General features: G+C 72.5%; 17 protein-coding genes. 9 read left to right on the forward strand and 8 right to left on the reverse strand.

Translation table 11 applies throughout. The annotated features are described in order from the left end of the window. Positions 1-36: 36 nt before the first annotated feature. The 7 genes from ACGFNN_RS24880 to ACGFNN_RS24910 form a co-directional block, all read right to left on the reverse strand. Positions 37-651, reverse strand: a complete 615-nt coding sequence (locus ACGFNN_RS24880) for an ATP/GTP-binding protein (RefSeq protein WP_362550294.1) — start codon at positions 649-651, stop codon at positions 37-39. Continuing rightward, complete coding sequence (locus tag ACGFNN_RS24885) at positions 632-1,000, reverse strand: DUF742 domain-containing protein (protein ID WP_393559061.1); 369 nt, start codon at positions 998-1,000, stop codon at positions 632-634. The genes ACGFNN_RS24880 and ACGFNN_RS24885 overlap by 20 nt, the downstream gene beginning before the upstream one ends. Next, entirely contained in the window at positions 997-1,404 is a 408-nt protein-coding gene (locus tag ACGFNN_RS24890) for a roadblock/LC7 domain-containing protein (protein WP_362550300.1), read from the reverse strand. Before ACGFNN_RS24890 ends, ACGFNN_RS24885 begins: the two co-directional genes overlap by 4 nt. Continuing rightward, positions 1,401-3,032 carry a sensor histidine kinase gene (locus tag ACGFNN_RS24895; RefSeq protein ID WP_393559063.1) on the reverse strand — a complete coding sequence of 544 codons (1,632 nt, stop codon included), beginning with the start codon at positions 3,030-3,032 and terminating at the stop codon, positions 1,401-1,403. Before ACGFNN_RS24895 ends, ACGFNN_RS24890 begins: the two co-directional genes overlap by 4 nt. Positions 3,033-3,644: 612 nt before the next feature. After that, complete coding sequence (locus ACGFNN_RS24900; protein WP_393559064.1) at positions 3,645-4,148, reverse strand: MarR family winged helix-turn-helix transcriptional regulator; 504 nt, start codon at positions 4,146-4,148, stop codon at positions 3,645-3,647. Continuing rightward, complete coding sequence (locus ACGFNN_RS24905) at positions 4,145-5,848, reverse strand: FUSC family protein (protein ID WP_393559066.1); 1,704 nt, start codon at positions 5,846-5,848, stop codon at positions 4,145-4,147. The genes ACGFNN_RS24900 and ACGFNN_RS24905 overlap by 4 nt, the downstream gene beginning before the upstream one ends. Positions 5,849-6,000: 152 nt before the next feature. Further along, on the reverse strand, positions 6,001-6,468 hold the full coding sequence (locus ACGFNN_RS24910; RefSeq protein WP_393559068.1) for a MarR family winged helix-turn-helix transcriptional regulator: 468 nt from the start codon (positions 6,466-6,468) through the stop codon (positions 6,001-6,003). A gap of 214 nt (positions 6,469-6,682) precedes the next feature. Here ACGFNN_RS24910 and pcaH point away from each other — a divergent pair, with 214 nt between their 5' ends. The 4 genes from pcaH to pcaD are packed head-to-tail and all read left to right on the forward strand — an operon-like array spanning position 6,683 to position 10,501. Further along, positions 6,683-7,426, forward strand: coding sequence for a protocatechuate 3,4-dioxygenase subunit beta (gene pcaH, locus ACGFNN_RS24915; protein WP_393559123.1), 744 nt, complete (start codon positions 6,683-6,685; stop codon positions 7,424-7,426). Continuing rightward, positions 7,426-8,001, forward strand: a complete 576-nt coding sequence (gene pcaG / locus ACGFNN_RS24920) for a protocatechuate 3,4-dioxygenase subunit alpha (RefSeq protein ID WP_393559070.1) — start codon at positions 7,426-7,428, stop codon at positions 7,999-8,001. The genes pcaH and pcaG overlap by 1 nt, the downstream gene beginning before the upstream one ends. Next, a complete protein-coding gene (gene pcaB / locus ACGFNN_RS24925) occupies positions 8,001-9,347 on the forward strand; it encodes a 3-carboxy-cis,cis-muconate cycloisomerase (protein WP_393559072.1) in 1,347 nt (448 codons plus the stop codon). The genes pcaG and pcaB overlap by 1 nt, the downstream gene beginning before the upstream one ends. Then, positions 9,344-10,501 (forward strand): 3-oxoadipate enol-lactonase, encoded by a 1,158-nt coding sequence (pcaD, locus tag ACGFNN_RS24930; protein ID WP_393559074.1) that lies wholly within the window; start codon positions 9,344-9,346, stop codon positions 10,499-10,501. Before pcaB ends, pcaD begins: the two co-directional genes overlap by 4 nt. Before the next feature lie 103 nt (positions 10,502-10,604). On the opposite strand, the gene ACGFNN_RS24935 is transcribed toward pcaD, so the two are convergent. Next, positions 10,605-11,468 carry a phospholipid scramblase-related protein gene (locus tag ACGFNN_RS24935; protein WP_393559076.1) on the reverse strand — a complete coding sequence of 288 codons (864 nt, stop codon included), beginning with the start codon at positions 11,466-11,468 and terminating at the stop codon, positions 10,605-10,607. 71 nt (positions 11,469-11,539) lie between these two features. On the opposite strand from ACGFNN_RS24935, the gene ACGFNN_RS24940 reads away from it, so the two are divergent. The 5 genes from ACGFNN_RS24940 to ACGFNN_RS24960 all read left to right on the forward strand — a co-directional run bounded on the left by ACGFNN_RS24940 (position 11,540) and on the right by ACGFNN_RS24960 (position 16,169). Next, positions 11,540-11,956, forward strand: coding sequence for a hypothetical protein (locus ACGFNN_RS24940; RefSeq protein WP_393559078.1), 417 nt, complete (start codon positions 11,540-11,542; stop codon positions 11,954-11,956). 114 nt (positions 11,957-12,070) lie between these two features. Beyond that, positions 12,071-12,727 carry a DUF3105 domain-containing protein gene (locus ACGFNN_RS24945; protein WP_393559080.1) on the forward strand — a complete coding sequence of 219 codons (657 nt, stop codon included), beginning with the start codon at positions 12,071-12,073 and terminating at the stop codon, positions 12,725-12,727. Further along, complete coding sequence (locus ACGFNN_RS24950; protein ID WP_393559082.1) at positions 12,724-13,371, forward strand: DUF305 domain-containing protein; 648 nt, start codon at positions 12,724-12,726, stop codon at positions 13,369-13,371. The genes ACGFNN_RS24945 and ACGFNN_RS24950 overlap by 4 nt, the downstream gene beginning before the upstream one ends. Before the next feature lie 164 nt (positions 13,372-13,535). Then, the gene (locus tag ACGFNN_RS24955) at positions 13,536-14,837 is read left to right on the forward strand and encodes a phytase (RefSeq protein WP_393559084.1); all 1,302 of its coding nucleotides are present in this window, start codon (positions 13,536-13,538) and stop codon (positions 14,835-14,837) included. A gap of 81 nt (positions 14,838-14,918) precedes the next feature. Then, complete coding sequence (locus ACGFNN_RS24960) at positions 14,919-16,169, forward strand: ROK family protein (protein WP_393559086.1); 1,251 nt, start codon at positions 14,919-14,921, stop codon at positions 16,167-16,169. Positions 16,170-16,312: the final 143 nt, after the last annotated feature.

Below are 16,312 nucleotides of genomic sequence, written 5' to 3' on the forward strand. Positions count from 1 at the left end.
GGGGCGGGGCCCGCTGGAAGGCAGGGTGGGCCGTCGTCAGGTGAGTGGTACGGCAAGGCTGTGCAGGTAACGCATCAGGGTCATCAGCACATCGCGGCTGGAGGTGCGCAGCCGGGCGTCGCAGTCGATCATGGGGACCTCGTCGGGCAGGTCCAGGGCGCCACGCAGGGCTTCCACGGGGTGGTGGGGTGCGTCGGGGAAGGTGTTGACCGCGACGACGAACGGCACCCCGCGCTCCTCCAGCCTGCCGATGACGTCGAAACTGACCTGGAGCCGCCGGGTGTCGATCAGGACGACGGCTCCCAATGCTCCCTCGAACAGGCCGTTCCACAGGAACCAGAAGCGCTCCTGTCCGGGTGTGCCGAAGAGGTAGAGGATCAGTTCGTCGCTGAGGCTGATCCGGCCGAAGTCCATGGCGACGGTGGTGGCCGTCTTGGTCTCCACGCCCACGTTGTCGTCGACACCGACGCCCGCCTGCGTCATGGTCTCTTCGGTCGTCAGGGGCCGGATCTCGCTGACCGAGCCGACCATGGTCGTCTTGCCGACCCCGAACCCGCCGACGACGACGACCTTCACCGCGGCCGTGGCCGTGCTGGGCAGGACGTCCTCACGGCGGGGGCCCGTGATCGTGTCAGAGCTTCTGAAGTCCATGCATCACCGCTTCGAGGAGGGACCGGTCCGGGAGCGCGGCGCGGACGACGGGCGCGCGCGATTCGATCAGTTCGGTCGACAGGAGTTCCGTGAGGAGCGAGGTGACCACGCTGAAGGGAAGGCTGAGATAGGCGGAGATCTCGGCGACCGACAGGGGCGACTTGCAGAGCCGCAGGATCGCGGCCTGTTCGGGCTGGACCATCGGCGACGGATCCGCCTGTGCCACCACCATGGTGACGAGGTCGAGAGCCGCTCGTTCGCCGTCCGGAGCGCCGGTGATCACGTAGAGCCGCTCCGGGTCGCTCAACGCCGGTTCGGCTTTTCGGCGTTCACGTCGGGGAGGGCTCATACGACCTGCCCGTCATGACGGGGAGGACTCGTCAGATGCGCGCCGATGCGGGCGACCATGTCGCGCATGCGCGCTCCCACCAGCCCGGCGTCGACGGTCTCACCCGCCAGGACCGCCAGATAGGCGCCGGCCCCCGCGGCCATCAGGTAGAAGAATCCGCCGGTGACCTCGATGACGACGAGCTTCATCAGACCGTCGCTGTACGGGATCTCGGTGGCGACCGCCGCGGCCAGGCTCTGCAGGCCGGCGCAGGCGGCGGCGAGCCGGTCGGCCGCGTCGGGGTCACCCCCGTGCCGGGCGATGCGCAGACCGTCGGCGGACAGGACCACGATCTGGTGGATGCTCGGAACGTCGTCGGCCAGTTCCTTGAGCATCCAGTCCATGTTGCCCCGTTGCTGGATCACTTCTCGTCTCCCTTGTCCCACGCGTCGTCAGAGTCCGTACCGTTCTGCTGCTCCTTGGGCACACCGTTGACGGCCTGGGTGAAGGCCTCCAGCCAGAGGCCTGGCGGCGGTGTGGCGCCGCCAGGCCCGTTGTGGCCGTTACGCGCGGTGGGCTCCGCGGCAGGCGCCGACTGCTGCGGGAGATTGTGCGAACCGAGGGGTGCGCGCCCCCTGCTGCGGCGCTGCGGGAGTCCGCCCTCCGTCCACTCGGTCACCACGACCTCGTCGTCCCCCATGGAGGCGGCGGGTGCGGCCGGCCGGGCGGCGGCAGAGGCGGCGGGTGCGGGTGCGGGTGCCGTGGACGACGCGAGCGAGGGGACCGGACCGGTCGGCGCGGGACGCGACTTGTGCTTGCCGCGGGCCGGTACGACGTGCTGCATCTGCGACATGTCGAGGGAGCTCTGCGGCCGTGAGGTGGCACCGATGCCGTGGGCGATTCCGGGCGCCGGGCCGGTGGTGATCATGTCGCGGGGCACAATGAGGACCGCCCGGACCCCTCCGTACGCCGACTGCCGCAGTGAGACCTGGAGTTGGTACATCCGGGCCAGTCGGCCGACCACGGCCATGCCGAGGCGCGGGGACTCTCCGAGGTCGTTCATGTTGATCCCGGCCTGGGCCTGGGCGAGCATGTTCTCGGCCCTCACCCGGGCCTCCTCGCTGAGGCTGACGCCACCGTCCTCGATCTCGATGGCGATGCCGGTCTGCACCTCGACCGCGGTGACGTGGACCCGGGTCTGCGGCGGGGAGTAACGCGTGGCGTTGTCGAGCAGTTCGGCGCACGCGTGGATGAGGGGTTCGACCGCGGTGCCGACGATGGCGACCTTGGCGATCGAGTGCAGGTCGACGCGCTGGTACTCGAGGATCCGGGACATCGCGCCGCGCAGCACGCTGAACAGCGGTACGGCCTTGGGCCACTGACGGCTGGGACGGGCACCGCCGAGTACGGCGATCGAGTCGGCGAGCCGGCCGATCAGCGCGGTGCCGTGGTCGATGCGGAGCAGGTCGTCGAAGACGTCGGGGTTCCGCCCGTGGTGGTCCTCCATCTCCCGGAGCTCGCTGGCCTGGCGGTGGACGATGGCCTGGACGCGGCGGGCGACGCTGACGAAGGCGCGCTGCGCGGAGTCACGCATGGCCTCCTCGTTGTCGATGATGTCGAGGACCTGGAGGACCAGCGCGCGCTGGGCCTGCGGGAGGTTGCGGTACGACTCGTCCGCGTCGACGACGTCGCGCATCACCTCCTGCGGGGAGTTGCTGGCGCGCAGCCGACGGATCGCGGCGGGCAGCAGCTCCCTGCTGAGCCGCACGGTCTCCTGGTCGTACGTGGCGATGCGGTGTTCCAGCCGGGCGATGCGCTGCTCGTACTCGGCGCGCTGGACGCGCATCGCCCGGCGCCGGCGGTTCAGGACCACGGCGAGCGTGGCGACCACCACGGTGGCGATCGCCCCGCACCAGACGACTGCCGCCCGCGTCGCGCCGGTCACCGGCACGGCACCCGCGGTGGTGGCACCGGCCATCAGCACAACGGGCAGGAGAGCGGCGCGCACGACGGGTACATCTCTTTTGGTCGGCGGTGATTCAACACGGACCATCTAAACCCTCTGGCGGTTGATTCGGGAGGTATACGCACATGCACGGTCAGGAGTGCACAAGTACGCGGATTCATCTCAACTCGACTTCACTGCGCGTGAGCCTAACCAGATCAGAACAGTGCCTCGGCATATTCGCCCAACCGCCTGCGGGAGCTCGTCCGCGGTAATACACTCACCAGTTTTCGCACTCACCGCCTCCACGCGTGCGCGAGGAGTGACGGGGCGCGGCAATCGGGAGAAAGCAGACTCGTTGGTCCTTCAGAGCAGGACAGCAACACGCATCCGACCCAGGAGGGTAAAGCCCTTGGACTGAGAACTTGCGGATTTCGCAGCACACTTGCGCGATCACCGCGAGAGCACGCGAATTATTTCGTACCGCAGAGCGGGACAACGGCACATGTGATCGAATCGGATCGAAAGGAGCAGAATCCTGAGCGACGGACGGGCGTGCGAGGCTTCATCCGCGCCGACCGGGCGCTCCGCCCGGCTCCCGGAACGGCATCCGGGCGCGCAGAATCCCCCTCCGCCGCTCCGCCACTCTCCGTGAGGCCGGGGGTGGTGGTCGGGGCGTGCGCACTCCGGCCCACGCCCTCGCCCCACGGCCACGGCCGCTCAGAGGCGCCCGCCGAGCCTGCCTTCCAGCTGCACCAGCAGCTCTCCGAGCCGGCCGCTGAGCTCGCCGCGGGCTTCGTCGTCCAGACCGGAGAGCACCGACCGCTCGTAGGCGAGCTGTTCGGGCAGCAGCCGGTCGACGAGTTCGCGGCCCTCGTCGGTCAGCCCCACGTGGGCGACCCTGCGGTCCCTGGCATCGCTGCGCCGGGCGATGAGGCCCGCTTCCTGCAGCGCGCGCAGCCGTTTGGTGACGGCCGCGCCGGAGGAGAAGGTCTCGCGGGCCAGGTCTCCTGGGGTGAGCTCGCGGCCGGTGCGCCGCATGGCGCCGAGCAGATCGAATTCCGCACGGGTAAGCCCGGCGGCGCGCAGGGGCGCGTCCTCGGCCTGCTGGAGGAGGGCCGCACAGCGGTTGATCCGGCCGATGAGCTCCATCGGCCCGGTGTCCAGCCCCGGGTGGACGGCCTGCCACTGCCGTACCACCGAGGCGACGATGTCGTCGGTCACGCCGCTCCGTTCACCGCGGGCAGGGTGATGAGTCCCTGCCGTCGTGCTGTCGCCGCGAGCGTACGGTGTCCCGCCTGCTCGGCCTCGACCAGCTCCTCCTCGGGCAGGGCGCGCTGCCACCACTCGCCCGAGGCCACATCGCTCGCGTCGCGCAGTTCGACGAGCGCCGCGGTCAGTTCGCGGCGTGCCGCGTTCAGGGCAGGCGCGTCCACGGACCTGCCCGCGATCACCGTTTCGGCCCGGCTCGTGGCGTCGGTGACGGCGGCGAGGGCCCGCTCCACGCGGCCGGAAGCCCGGCGATTGGTGACGGCGATCACGGCGAGAAAGCCCACGGCGACCCCCACGAGGGTGTCCAGGGCGCGGTCCGTGACGAGTTCGCCGGGCGGCTGAACCCCGCCGAACTCCAGGATCAGCAGCGCCATCGGAGTGACGGCGACCGAGCCGAGCCAGTAGTTCCGGGTGATCAGCGCCTCGGCGGCGAAGTTGAAGAAGAGCACGCAGAGAACGAGCGCGAGCGGTCCGACCCTGGTGAGAGGGAGGACGGCCGCGAAGACCAGCACCCCGAGCAGGTTTCCGACCGTACGCTGCAGACCCCTGCTCCAGGAGAGGGTGAGGTTGGGCTGGTAGACCGAGGCGGCGGTGACGAGGGCCCAGTACGGGTGACCGACACCCAGCGCCGAGGACACGTAGCCGGCGAGCGCGCAGCCGAGGAGCGCACGGACGGCGACCGGCAGCACCGGGGAGCCGGGGCCGAGCCCACGCAGGAGTCCGGACCTGGCCTCCCGGCGGCCCCTGCGGATCCGCTGTCCGGCGCGCTCGGCGTCGACGCCGAAGAGCTGTTCCACGGTGCCGGGGGCCGGTGGCGGGTCGGGGACGGGACCACGGCCCCGGGTCCGCTCGGCCCATCCGCGCAGTACCGCGGGATCCGTCTCACGGGACCGGCCGTCGTCCCCGGCGGTGGCCAGGGCCCGTTCGGCGTGGACGACCAGCCGCTCCAGCGCCCGGCGGTCGGGCGTGGGACGCCCGGAAGCCAGCAGCGACTGCCAGGCCGCCTGGATTGCCGCCGCCGCGGAGTGCCGGGTCCGGTGGCCGGGAGCCGCCGCGTAGGCGGAGGCCGCGTCGAGCGCACGGGCGGTCGCGAGGCGTTCGGGCCCTTCCCTGCGCCACAGGGCGGGGCCGACGGTCACCAGCCACGAGAAGGCGCCCGCCGCCAGCATCAGCGCCATGTGCTCCGGTACCTGGCCGAGCTCCTGCGGGGCGAAGAGGGCGGCCGAGGTGACGAACGCGAAGATCACGTTGCCGGGGGGCCCGATGCGGCTGGCGTCGCAGAACGCCTTCTGCACGGCCACGAGGAGAGCGCCGACCGCGAGGAGGACGGCCGTCGAGTCGGTGAGCGAGCCCACGACCAGGGAGACCGCGAGCCCCGCCGCCATGCCGAGAATCACCCGGAGCACGGTGTGTGCCCGGCGGGAGTACGGCAGGTTGTGGCCGTACAGGGCGCAGAGCGATCCTGCCATCGTGTACATGACGAGGTCCAGGCGGCCGAGGGAGTACAGCAGCAGGTTCGGGACCCCCGAGGCCACGACCACGCTCAGCGCGGGCTTGTACCAGATCTCCGCCGGGTTCCTCAGAGCCAGGACGCCGCTGACGGGCAGGGCGCGGACGGCGGGCTTGCGGGGTCGTACGGCTGTATCACTCACCTAAACAGATTAGCAGGTGTTACACACGTAAAACACCTGGCCGCGCGGAGGGCTGCGAGGCGACCGCACGGCCCGGTGCGCGTACCGGGTCGCCACGCCGACCGACCCGGCGGGCGTCCGGTCCGGAGTCCACGCCCCCTGAGGAGCGACCGTCACCCGTCCGCGGACGTCGCACCCTCACCCGGCACCCGCAGGGCTTCGGCCGCGCCCGCGACCCTGTGCATCAGCCCGAAGAGGGTCTGGCGCTCCTCATCGGAGAGGGGGCCGAGGAAGACCTGGTTCATCCGCACCGTGCGGAGGGCGAGCTCCTTGTGGGTGCGGACCCCCTCCTCGGTGAGGCGGAGCAGGTAGCGCCGCCCGTCCCGCGGGTCGCGCACCTTGTCCAGCAGGGCACGGCGCAGCAGGCGGGTGATGACCTCGGCCACGGTCGACCGGTCGAGGCCGACCCGCTCCCCCACCGTCCGCTGGTCGAGGCCGGGTTCCGCGGTCAGGGCGTTGAGGACGGCGAACTGGGGCGAGGTGGTCTCCTGGGAGACCATCGTGTTCCAGAGCAGATGGTGCGCCTGCTGGAGCCGCCTGGCCAGGTGTCCTGGGTGGGTGCTCAGGTCGACAGCCCGCACGGCACAGTCCTCTCGTCGTCGGCCCGCCGGGCCGCCGGCACGAGCGGCCGGAATTCCGGGAATGCACAGTGTACTGAGGGTCTTGACCGTGGCGACCGGCCCTGGGTAGCTTCATGGCCAACGACATTTAGTCAGTGTACTGAGCATTTTCGTCCATGCACGGAGCCGTGACATGACCGCACATCACCCTTCCCCGCAGCCGCTGCCCGACGGGATGAGCCAGGCGGAGATCGACGCCGAGGTGGCCAAGGCGCAGGCCGCGGCCGAACCCGGCGCCCACCACCCCCCGCGCGACTACCCGCCCTATCGCAGCAGCCACTTCCGTCACCCGCACCGCTCGCTCATCCCGGTGCGCGACCCCGAGGCGGTCGAACTGTCCGGACCGGCCTTCGGCGTGACGGATGTGACCGCCCTCGACCGCGATCTGACCGCGCAGCACACGGGCGAGCCCCTCGGGGAGCGCATCACCGTCACCGGCCGGGTGCTGGACAGGGCCGGCCGGCCGGTGCGGGGACAGCTCGTCGAGGTGTGGCAGGCCAACGCCTCCGGGCGGTACGCCCACCAGCTCGACCAGCACCCGGCGCCGCTGGACCCGAACTTCACGGGCTTCGGACGCTGCCTGACCGACGACGACGGAGGCTACGCCTTCACCACCGTCAAACCCGGCGCCTATCCGTGGCGCAACCACACCAACGCCTGGCGTCCCGCGCACATCCACTTCTCGCTGTTCGGCACGGCGTTCGCCCAGCGGCTCGTGACTCAGATGTACTTTCCCGGTGATCCGCTGCTCCCCTACGACCCGGTCATCCGCTCCGTCACCGACCAGGCAGCACGCGACCGGCTGACGGCGGCGTACGACCACGATCTGTCCGTCCCCGAGTGGTCCCTCGGCTACCGCTGGGACATCGTCCTCGACGGTCCGTGTGCCACCTGGACCGAGGAAGAAGGCGACGCCTGATGTCCCACGCCCCGACCCCCTCCCAGACTGTCGGCCCCTTCTACGGTTACGCGCTGCCCTTCCCCGGCGGCGGCGACGTGGCTCCGGCGGGGCACCCCGGGACCGTCACGGTGCACGGCTTCGTGCTCGACGGGCGCGGGGAACCGGTACCCGACGCCATCGTGGAGACCTGGCAGCCGGCTCCCGACGGATCGCGCGCCGGGCTCCCGGGATCGCTGCGCCACGACCCTGCGACGGGTGCGGTGATCGGACGCAACGGGGTGGACTTCACCGGCTTCGGCCGTGCGCCGACGGACGCGGACGGACGCTGGGTGGTGCGCACCCTGCTGCCGGGCGGAGCTCCGTACCTCTCGGTGGCCGTGTTCGCCCGCGGTCTCGTCCACCACCTCTACACCCGTGTGTACTTCCCCGACCTGCTCTCCGGGCCGACGGCCGACACGCGCGATCCCCTCCTGGACTCACTGGACACGGAGCGGCGCGCCACCCTGATCGCGACACGCAGCGACCCCCGCACCTACCGCTTCGACGTCCGCCTCCAGGGCGAGGACGAGACGGTCTTCCTGGAGTTCAGCTGATGTACGAGAGCGACGCCGGGCTGCTCGCCCCGGGCCGGGCGGGTTCGCCGGCCGAGGCCGCCACCGGCGACCATGCCTTCCTCCAGGCGCTTCTGGACGCGGAAGCGGCCCTCTCCCGGGCCAGGTCCGCCACCGGGACGGCCCCGTCCTGGGCGGGCGAGGCGGTCACCGAGGCGGCGGACGCCCGGCGCTTCGACGTGCGGGAGATCGCGCTCCGGGCCCGGTCGGGCGGCAACCCGGTGATCCCGCTGGTCTCGGCGCTCTCGTCGGCGGTCGACGAGAGCGTGCGGCCCTTCGTCCACCAGGGCGCCACCAGCCAGGACATCCTCGACACCGCGGCAATGCTGGTGGCGTCCCGGACGCTGGCGCTCGTCCGCGGCGACCTGGACCGTACGGCGGAGGCGCTCGCACGGCTCGCCGCCGAACACCGCGACACGCCGATGCCGGGGCGCACCCTGACCCAGCACGCCGTACCGACGGCCTTCGGCCTCAAAGCCGCGGGCTGGCGGTCGCTGGTCCTCGACGCGCGCGACCGGCTGCGCGTGGTGCGCGAGTCGCTCCCCGCCCAACTCGGCGGGGCGGCGGGCACGCTGGCCGCCTTCTCCGCCGACCCCGGTGCCCCGGCCGACCCCGGGGCCCCGGTGGGGATCACGCTCGTCGCCGCGTACGCGCGTGAGACCGGGCTGGCCGAACCCTCCCTGCCCTGGCACACGCTGCGCACCCCGGTCGCCGACCTGGCGGGCGCGCTCGCCTTCACCGCGGGGGCGCTCGGCAAGACGGCCGCCGATGTACTCGTCCTGTCCCGTACCGAGATCGCCGAGGTGGCGGAGGGGTCCGGGGGCGGGTCCTCGGCCATGCCGCACAAGGCCAATCCGGTCCGCGCCACCCTGATCGCGGCGGCCGCCCGCCGCGCGCCCGGAGCGGCGGCCACGCTCTTCGCCTCGCTCGCCGCCGAGGACGAGCGGCCCGCCGGAGCCTGGCACGCCGAGTGGGAACCGCTGCGTGACCTGCTGCGACTGGTCGGCGGGGCCGCCCGGGACGCGGTGGATCTCACCGAGGGGCTCAGGGTCTTCCCGTCGGCCATGGACCAGCATCTGGGCCTTACCGGCGGGCTGATCGTCTCGGAGCGGCTGTCCGCGGTGGCCGCCGCGCGGGTGGGGCCGGCCCGCGCCAGGGAGATCGTCACGGAGGCCGCCCGCCTGGCCCGCGACACCGGCCGGCCGCTCGCGGAGACCCTGGCGGGACAACCCGCGTTCGCAGGCCTCGACCTCACCGAACTGACCGACCCCGCCGCCTGGACCGGCTGCGCCGGGCCGCTCACCGACCGCGCTCTGGAGCGCCGATGACCACGACCCCCGACCACCTCCTCCACCACCGCGCCGAAGGACCCGCCGGGGCTCCCCCGCTGCTGCTGGGCCCGTCGCTCGGTACGTCCACCGCGGTCTGGGACGGCGTGGCTCCCGAACTCTCCGCGTCCCACCGGGTCGTGAGGTGGGATCTTCCCGGACACGGCGGCTCGCCCGCCGGGCTCGTCGGACCGGGCGCGTCGGTCGCCGATCTGGCGGGGCTGGTCCTCGCCCTCGCGGACTCGCTGTCCCTGGAGCGGTTCTCGTACGCCGGGGTCTCGCTCGGCGGCGCCGTGGGCCTCTGGCTCGCGATCCACCACCCCGAGCGTCTGGACCGCCTGGCGGTCGTCTGCTCGTCGGCCCATTTCGGCGACCCGGGTCCATGGCGGGAGCGGGCCGCCCTGGTCCGTTCCGAGGGGCTGGGCAAGGTGGCGGAGAGCGCCGCGGGCCGCTGGTTCACCCCGGGCTTCACCGAGCCCAGGCTGCTCGACGACCTCCTGGCCACCGACCCCTACGCGTACGCCGCGTGCTGCGACGCCCTCGCCGACTGCGACCTGCGGTCCGGGCTCCCCGGCGTACGGGTGCCCACGCTGGTGCTGGCCGGGCGCGAGGATCCGGCGACGCCACCCGCCCACGCCAGGGAGATCGCCGACGGCATCCCCGGTGCCGCGCTGACCGAGCTGGCGCACGCCTCGCACCTGGCTCCGGCGGAACGCCCCGAGGCCGTACGCGACGCGCTCCGCGCCCACTTCACCCCCTGCGAGCGCGAGAGCGGGACGACGGTGCGCCGGGAGGTCCTGGGCGATGCGCACGTGGACCGGGCGCAGGCCTCGACCACCGGGTTCACCGCACCCTTCCAGGACTTCATCTCCCGCTACGCCTGGGGCGAGATCTGGACGGACCCGACGCTCTCCCGCCGCGAGCGCAGCCTGATCACGCTGACCGCGCTGGTCGCGCACGGGCACTACGGGGAGCTGGCGATGCATGTGCGGGCGGCCGTGAACAACGGCCTCAGCCCGCGCGAGATCGGCGCGGCACTGCTGCAGACCGGGGTCTACTGCGGTGTCCCGGCGGCGAACTCGGCGTTCGCGGTGGCCGAACGGGTGCTCTCGGAGATGGCCGGGGCGGACGGGGACGGAGCCCGGAAGGACTGACCTCCAACCGGCGTCCCGGCAGGGCCGCGCGGGGGTGCCCGGCGGGCCTCCGCGCGAGGGTGCCCGGCAGGCTCCGCGTGGGCCTGCCAGGCATCCAGACCGGTCAGCCGAGGCCGCGGGCGTCCTGCTTGAGCGCGGTGTCCACGGTCAGCGCGGTCGCGACGACCAGGCTCAGCAGCGGCTCGGGCAGCTGGTAGTGGATCTGCAGCACGTAGTTGTCGGCCGTGGTGAACATGGTCTTCGCCAGGCCCTCCCAGGTCTTGGTGATCCGGGCGATCTCGGCGCCGTTGTGGTCGACGATGGCGAAGTTCCAGGCCCGCCAGTTCTCCGCCTTGATGGCGCCGACCTGCTGACCGTCGACCGTCATGGCGAAGTTGATCTTGCCGATGGCGTTCTGCTGGACGATCTCGCCGACCGGCTGCCCGTCCGGGCGCTGCACGACGACCCGGGACTTGATGAACTTCGCCGGACGGGTCAGGAGCAGCTGGGGCTGACCGTAGGCGTCGCGGATCTCCAGCCGGTGGGTGAGGTACTGGTCGATGCTGGAGACGAACCTGAGCACCTTGCGGAACGCGCTCTGGCCGACCTGGACGACCGAACCGATGGTGTTGCCCTGCTGGTCGAAGACGCTGTACTCGTTCGTGAGCTCGATCAGCTTGGCCTTCTGGTTCACGACCAGGACCTGCTGGTTGAAGAGCGAGGCACCACCGGGCGCACCCTGCTGGGGGGCCGCCTGCTGCGGAGCGAACTGCTGCGGGGCCTGGGCCGGCTGCTGCTGCGCGGCCTGCTGCTGCGGCACCGCGGCCTGGGGTTGGGCGGCGGCAGGCTGCTGAGCCGCGGCCGGGGCCGGTCCTTGCGCGGGGTGCGTGTGCTCGGTCCACCGGGAGCCGTCCCAGTATCGGAGCAGCTGAGGGGCGCCATGGGGGTCCGGATGCCAGCCCGCAGGTACGTTCGATTGCGTCGTCACGCGGGCACACTATCCTGCCCGGCTGTGGGCCGAACCCATTGAAGTTTCACACACCATCTACGATGACGGCGATGACCGGAGTGAGCGGACGGACGGACCCGCGACGGGGTGGCAGAGGCCTGCCCGTAGTGCTGAGCTGGGCACTGCTGCTCACGGCGCTGTTCCTCTGCTGCGCCCCGCCGTCCGCGGCCGCGCAGGCCGACGCTCCCGCGGTCTCCGCCCGTACTTTCACCCCGGTGCCGTCCGCCGTCGTCTCCGTGGTCGTCGCCGATGCCCCGGGCGAACGCGGGATCGGCAGTTCCTGCCACGGCACGACGGACCACTCGAAGGCCGTCGTGCTGCCCGCGCATCCGGCGCCCGCGGCGCTGCCCGCCCCTTCGTCCGCTCTCCGGGCCGCCCCGCTCACCGGCGGCGCGGTCATCCGCGGGCCCTCCCACGACGGTGTCACCGCCGTCGACCTCACGCGTCTGCGGGTCCGGCGGACCTGAGGGCTGCCCGGGACCACCCACCGCGCCGACCGCGCGCCGTGGGTGTCTCGGCCGTGCCCCGTTCCGCCGCGTGACGCCCCGGCGCACGCGATCCGCCGATCCCGAGGACTGACCATGGCTTCCGCCAAGAACCAGAACAAGAACACCCCCGCGAGCGCCCGTCGCGCCAAGCTCGAGGAGGCCCGCCGCAAGGAGCGGGCCCGTGAGCGCCGCAGCCGCGTCATCACCATCACCGCGGCCGTCGTCGTGCTCGTCGGTCTCGTCGCCGGGGGCGGCTACCTGATGTCCGCCGCCGACGAGCAGGACGAGGCCGAGGAGCAGGCCCGGACGTCGCCCGTGGCCGGTGAGAAGTCCTGGGACGACCTGACCCAGGAACACGTGCAGACGCCCGTCGACTACCCGATGAACCCGCCGGTGGGCGGCGACCACAACCCGGTCTGGATGAACTGCGACGCCGACGTCTACACCGAGGCCATACCGAAGGAGAACGCCGTCCACTCCCTGGAGCACGGCGCCGTCTGGGTCACGTACAACGACAAGGCCTCGCAGAGCGACATCAAGGCCCTGTCCGAACGCGTCTCGAAGACGCCCTACTCCCTGATGAGCCCGGTGTCCGACCAGAAGGACCCGCTGATGCTCAGCGCGTGGGGCAAGCAGCTCACCGTGAAGAGCGCCACCGACGCGCGCGTCGCGCAGTTCTTCACCAAGTACGTCCAGGGCGCACAGACCCCCGAGCCGGGTGCCGCCTGCTCCGGCGGGATCGCCAAGTGACCCCGGCCGCACGTGCTTCCCGCCCACTGGTGTGGGCGGGGGCCGCGGTGTTCGTCGTGGCCGTGGTGCTCGTGCTGCTGACGGTCGTACGCCCCTCGGCCGCTTCCACGTCCGGGGCCGGGGGCCCCGAGGCCGCACCGGCCGAGAGCTCGGCCGACGTCGGTTTCGCACGGGACATGTCCGTCCACCACCAGCAGGCGGTGGAGATGGCGTTCCTGATCCGCGACCGCACCACCGACGAGAGCGTCAGGCGGCTCGCGTACGACATCATCAACACCCAGGCGAACCAGCGGGGCATGATGCTCGGCTGGCTGGAGTCCTGGGGCCGGCCGAAGAGTTCGGACCGCCCCCGGATGGAGTGGATGGGGCATCCGGTCACCGCGTCCGGCGGCTCCCTGATGCCCGGCATGGCGACCGACACCGAGCTGGACGAACTGCGCGCGGCGAAGGGCAGGGAGGCCGAGGTGCTCTTCCTGCGGCTGATGACCGTGCACCACCGCGCGGGTGCGGAGATGGCGCGGGCGGCGGCCGGTTCGGCGGTCACCGACGAGATCCGGGACCTCGCCGAGGGGATGGCGCGGGCGCAGGAGTCCGAGATCTCGCTGATGGCCGACATGCTCGAGGAGCGCGGCGCGACACCCTGAACTCCGCGCCGGGTGCAGCGGGTCCGGCAGGACGCCGGACCCGCTGCACCGCGAATTCACCCGGATCCCATGTACTCCTCATGGTCGCGACACCGATGCACCATGCCGCCGCCGGACGCTTCCTGACGAGCCATCGCCCTGCCCCTCCCACGACAGGAAGCTCTGTGCGCATACACCGGTCCACGCGCCTGGCGGCCGGCGCCGCCCTCGGCACCGCCCTCCTCACCCTCGTCCCGCTGTCCTCCGCGCACGCCCGGGCCCTTCCGGGTGTGGGCGCGACCGCGGAGACCGCGCCGCTCCACGACGACGAGGCCGGCGGAAACGCCAACGCCGACGATCCCGCGATCTGGCGGGACGACGCGCACCCGGGGCGCAGCCTGGTCGTGGCCACCGCCAAGGAGGGCGGGCTGCGGGTCTACGGCCTGGACGCCTCCCTGGTCCAGTCGGTGCCCGCCCCTGCCCCGGCGGCCGAGGACGACGCGCCGGGCAGGTTCAACAACGTGGACCTCGTGAACGGGCTGCGCACCCCGGCCGGCAGCACCGACGTGGCGGTGGTGACCGACCGCGGCAACGACCGCCTGCGGATCTACCGCATCGATCCCTCGCGGCCCGGAGGCCCGCTGGAGGACGTCACGGACCCCGCCGCCGCACCGGTCTTCTCCGAGGACCAGGCCGAGATCAACGAGCAGCGGACCGCCTACGGGCTGGCCACCTGGCAGGACCGCTCCACCGGGCGGTCGTACGCCCTGGTCAGCCGCCGTAACACCACCGACCTGGCCCTGCTCGAACTGCGGCCGACCGCGGCCGGCACGGTCGGCTACCGCCTGGTGCGCACGCTCTCGCTCCCCTCCGCCTTCCGGCTCCCCGACGGCACTTCCTGGACCCCGTGCGGGGAACCGGGGGAGCTCCCGCAGGTCGAGGGCATGGTCGTCGACCCGGCGGACGGCACGCTCTACGCGGGCCAGGAGGACGTGGGCATCTGGCGTCTGCCGGCCACGCTGAAGGGGCGCCCGGTCCTGATGGACAAGGTCAGGGAGTACGGGGTCCCCGGGACGTACGACCCGGAGACCGAGGAGTGCGCGCCGGGCGCGGACCCCGGATTCGGCGGCAGGCGGCTGGCTGCCGACGTCGAGGGACTGACGCTCTTCGGCAAGCCGGGCCGCGGCCACCTCATGGCGTCCGGACAGGGCGACGACAGCTTCGCCCTGTACGAGCGGAGCGCTTCCGGCACCAACGCGTACGAAGGCGGCTTCCGCGTCACCTCCGTCTCGGCCGATCTGGACGGGAGCGAGGAGTGCGACGGCGCGGCGGCGCTCGACGAGCCCCTGGGCTCCCGCTACCCGCACGGACTGCTGGTGGTCCAGGACGGCCACGAGACCTCCGCCGACGGGAGCGAGGAAGGGCGGGAGACGACGGGCTTCAAGTTCGTCGACCTGCGGGCGGTGACCAGGGCCGCGGGCGTGTGAGCGGGCTGTCCGGCCCCTCTGTCGGTGGCCGCCCTGTCGGGGATCGGGCCCCGGAGGGCATCACATAGGCTCGTCGACCATATGAAGAGCTACTTCACGCCTCTGGGGTCCAAGGCCGACAAGGACACCGTGCGCCGCCACAACCTGAGCCTCGTGCTGCGTGCCGTGCGGGACGAGGGTGAAGCCGGTGAGGCGACCCGTGCCGGGGTCTCGGCGCGGGTCGGGCTGACCCGGGCGGCGGTGTCCTCGCTGGTCGAGCAACTGCTGGAGACCGGCTTCGTCACCGAGTCGGGCAAGACGTTCAGCGGGCAGGCGGGACGGCCGGGGACGGCCCTCAAGGTGGCGCGCACGGGTGCCGCGGGGCTCGGCGTCGAGGTCAACATCGACTACGTGTCGGTGTGCGTGGTGGACCTGGCGGGCACCGGCCGGGTGCGGCAGACCGAGCATCTGGACAATCGCGGCGCCCCGCCCGAGGAGGTCCTGGCGCGTGCGGCCGGGATCGCCGCGCGCACGCTGGACTCGGCCCGGGAGCAGGATCTGTACCCGGTCGGTACGGCGCTCGCGCTGCCGGGACTGGTGTCGGGCGGCTCGGTGCGCCAGGCGCCGAACCTCGGCTGGAACCAGGTGGCCGCCGAGGACCTGTTCGCCGACGCACTCGCCGGACTGGCCCCCGGCACCGCGGCACTTCCGGTGCGCTCGGAGAACGAGGCGAACCTGGCGGCGCTCGCCGAGCTGTGGTTCGGCGGGCTCGGCACCATCCGCAGTTTCCTCTACCTGACGGGCGAGATCGGCGTGGGTGGCGCCCTGGTGCTCGACGGCGAACTGCTGCGCGGTGCGCACGGCTTCGCCGGGGAGATCGGGCACGTGGTGGTGGACCCCGCGGGCCCCGAGTGCCGCTGCGGTTCACGCGGATGCCTGGAGCAGTACGCGGGCCAGTCGGCCCTGCTGCGCGCGGCGGGCATCGACACCGAGGGAGCCGCCGGTGTGATGGAACTGGAGCGCCGGGCCGGCGCGGGTGACCCCGACTCGCTGGCGGCGGTGGCCGGGGCGGGCCGGATGCTGGGGCAGGTGCTGTCCGGCGCGGTCAACCTGTTCGATCCCGACGCGGTGGTGCTCGGCGGGATCTACCGCGGCCTGATGCCGTGGCTCTCGCCCCCCGCCGACTCGGAGCTCACGGACCGGGTGGTGTCGGGGCTGTGGTCGCGCGGCGGCGGCAGGCTGCGCGCGTCGTCCGTCGCGGGTGACGCGGCACGCGGAGCCGCCGCGCTGGTGGTCCAGGACGTCCTGGCTGACCCGGTCGCGTACGCCGGGCCGGCCGCGCCGGACGCCTGAGGAGGGCCCGACAGCCCGGGGTGCCCGGTCGGTGTTCCGGGCACCCTGGGGGGTGGGTCAGCGGACGTTGAGGAGGTGTTCCATGGCGAGTTGGTCGAGGGCTTCGAAGGCCATGGAGCGTTCCGCTGCGGCGGTGGCGTCGA

It is taken from the genome of Streptomyces sp. NPDC048590 (assembly GCF_043199535.1).
Taxonomy (GTDB): Bacteria; Actinomycetota; Actinomycetes; order Streptomycetales; family Streptomycetaceae; genus Streptomyces.

Bases quoted from the DNA above. Each gene is read 5' to 3' on its own strand.
- pcaD (WP_393559074.1), top strand. From the start codon at position 9,344: ATGACCACGACCCCCGACCACCTCCTCCACCACCGCGCCGAAGGACCC.
- pcaH (WP_393559123.1), top strand. From the start codon at position 6,683: ATGAGCCAGGCGGAGATCGACGCCGAGGTGGCCAAGGCGCAGGCCGCG.
- ACGFNN_RS24940 (WP_393559078.1), top strand. From the start codon at position 11,540: ATGACCGGAGTGAGCGGACGGACGGACCCGCGACGGGGTGGCAGAGGC.
- ACGFNN_RS24895 (WP_393559063.1), bottom strand. From the start codon at position 3,032: ATGGTCCGTGTTGAATCACCGCCGACCAAAAGAGATGTACCCGTCGTG.
- pcaB (WP_393559072.1), top strand. From the start codon at position 8,001: ATGTACGAGAGCGACGCCGGGCTGCTCGCCCCGGGCCGGGCGGGTTCG.
- ACGFNN_RS24945 (WP_393559080.1), top strand. From the start codon at position 12,071: ATGGCTTCCGCCAAGAACCAGAACAAGAACACCCCCGCGAGCGCCCGT.
- ACGFNN_RS24880 (WP_362550294.1), bottom strand. From the start codon at position 651: ATGGACTTCAGAAGCTCTGACACGATCACGGGCCCCCGCCGTGAGGAC.
- ACGFNN_RS24960 (WP_393559086.1), top strand. From the start codon at position 14,919: ATGAAGAGCTACTTCACGCCTCTGGGGTCCAAGGCCGACAAGGACACC.
- pcaG (WP_393559070.1), top strand. From the start codon at position 7,426: ATGTCCCACGCCCCGACCCCCTCCCAGACTGTCGGCCCCTTCTACGGT.
- ACGFNN_RS24885 (WP_393559061.1), bottom strand. From the start codon at position 1,000: ATGAGCCCTCCCCGACGTGAACGCCGAAAAGCCGAACCGGCGTTGAGC.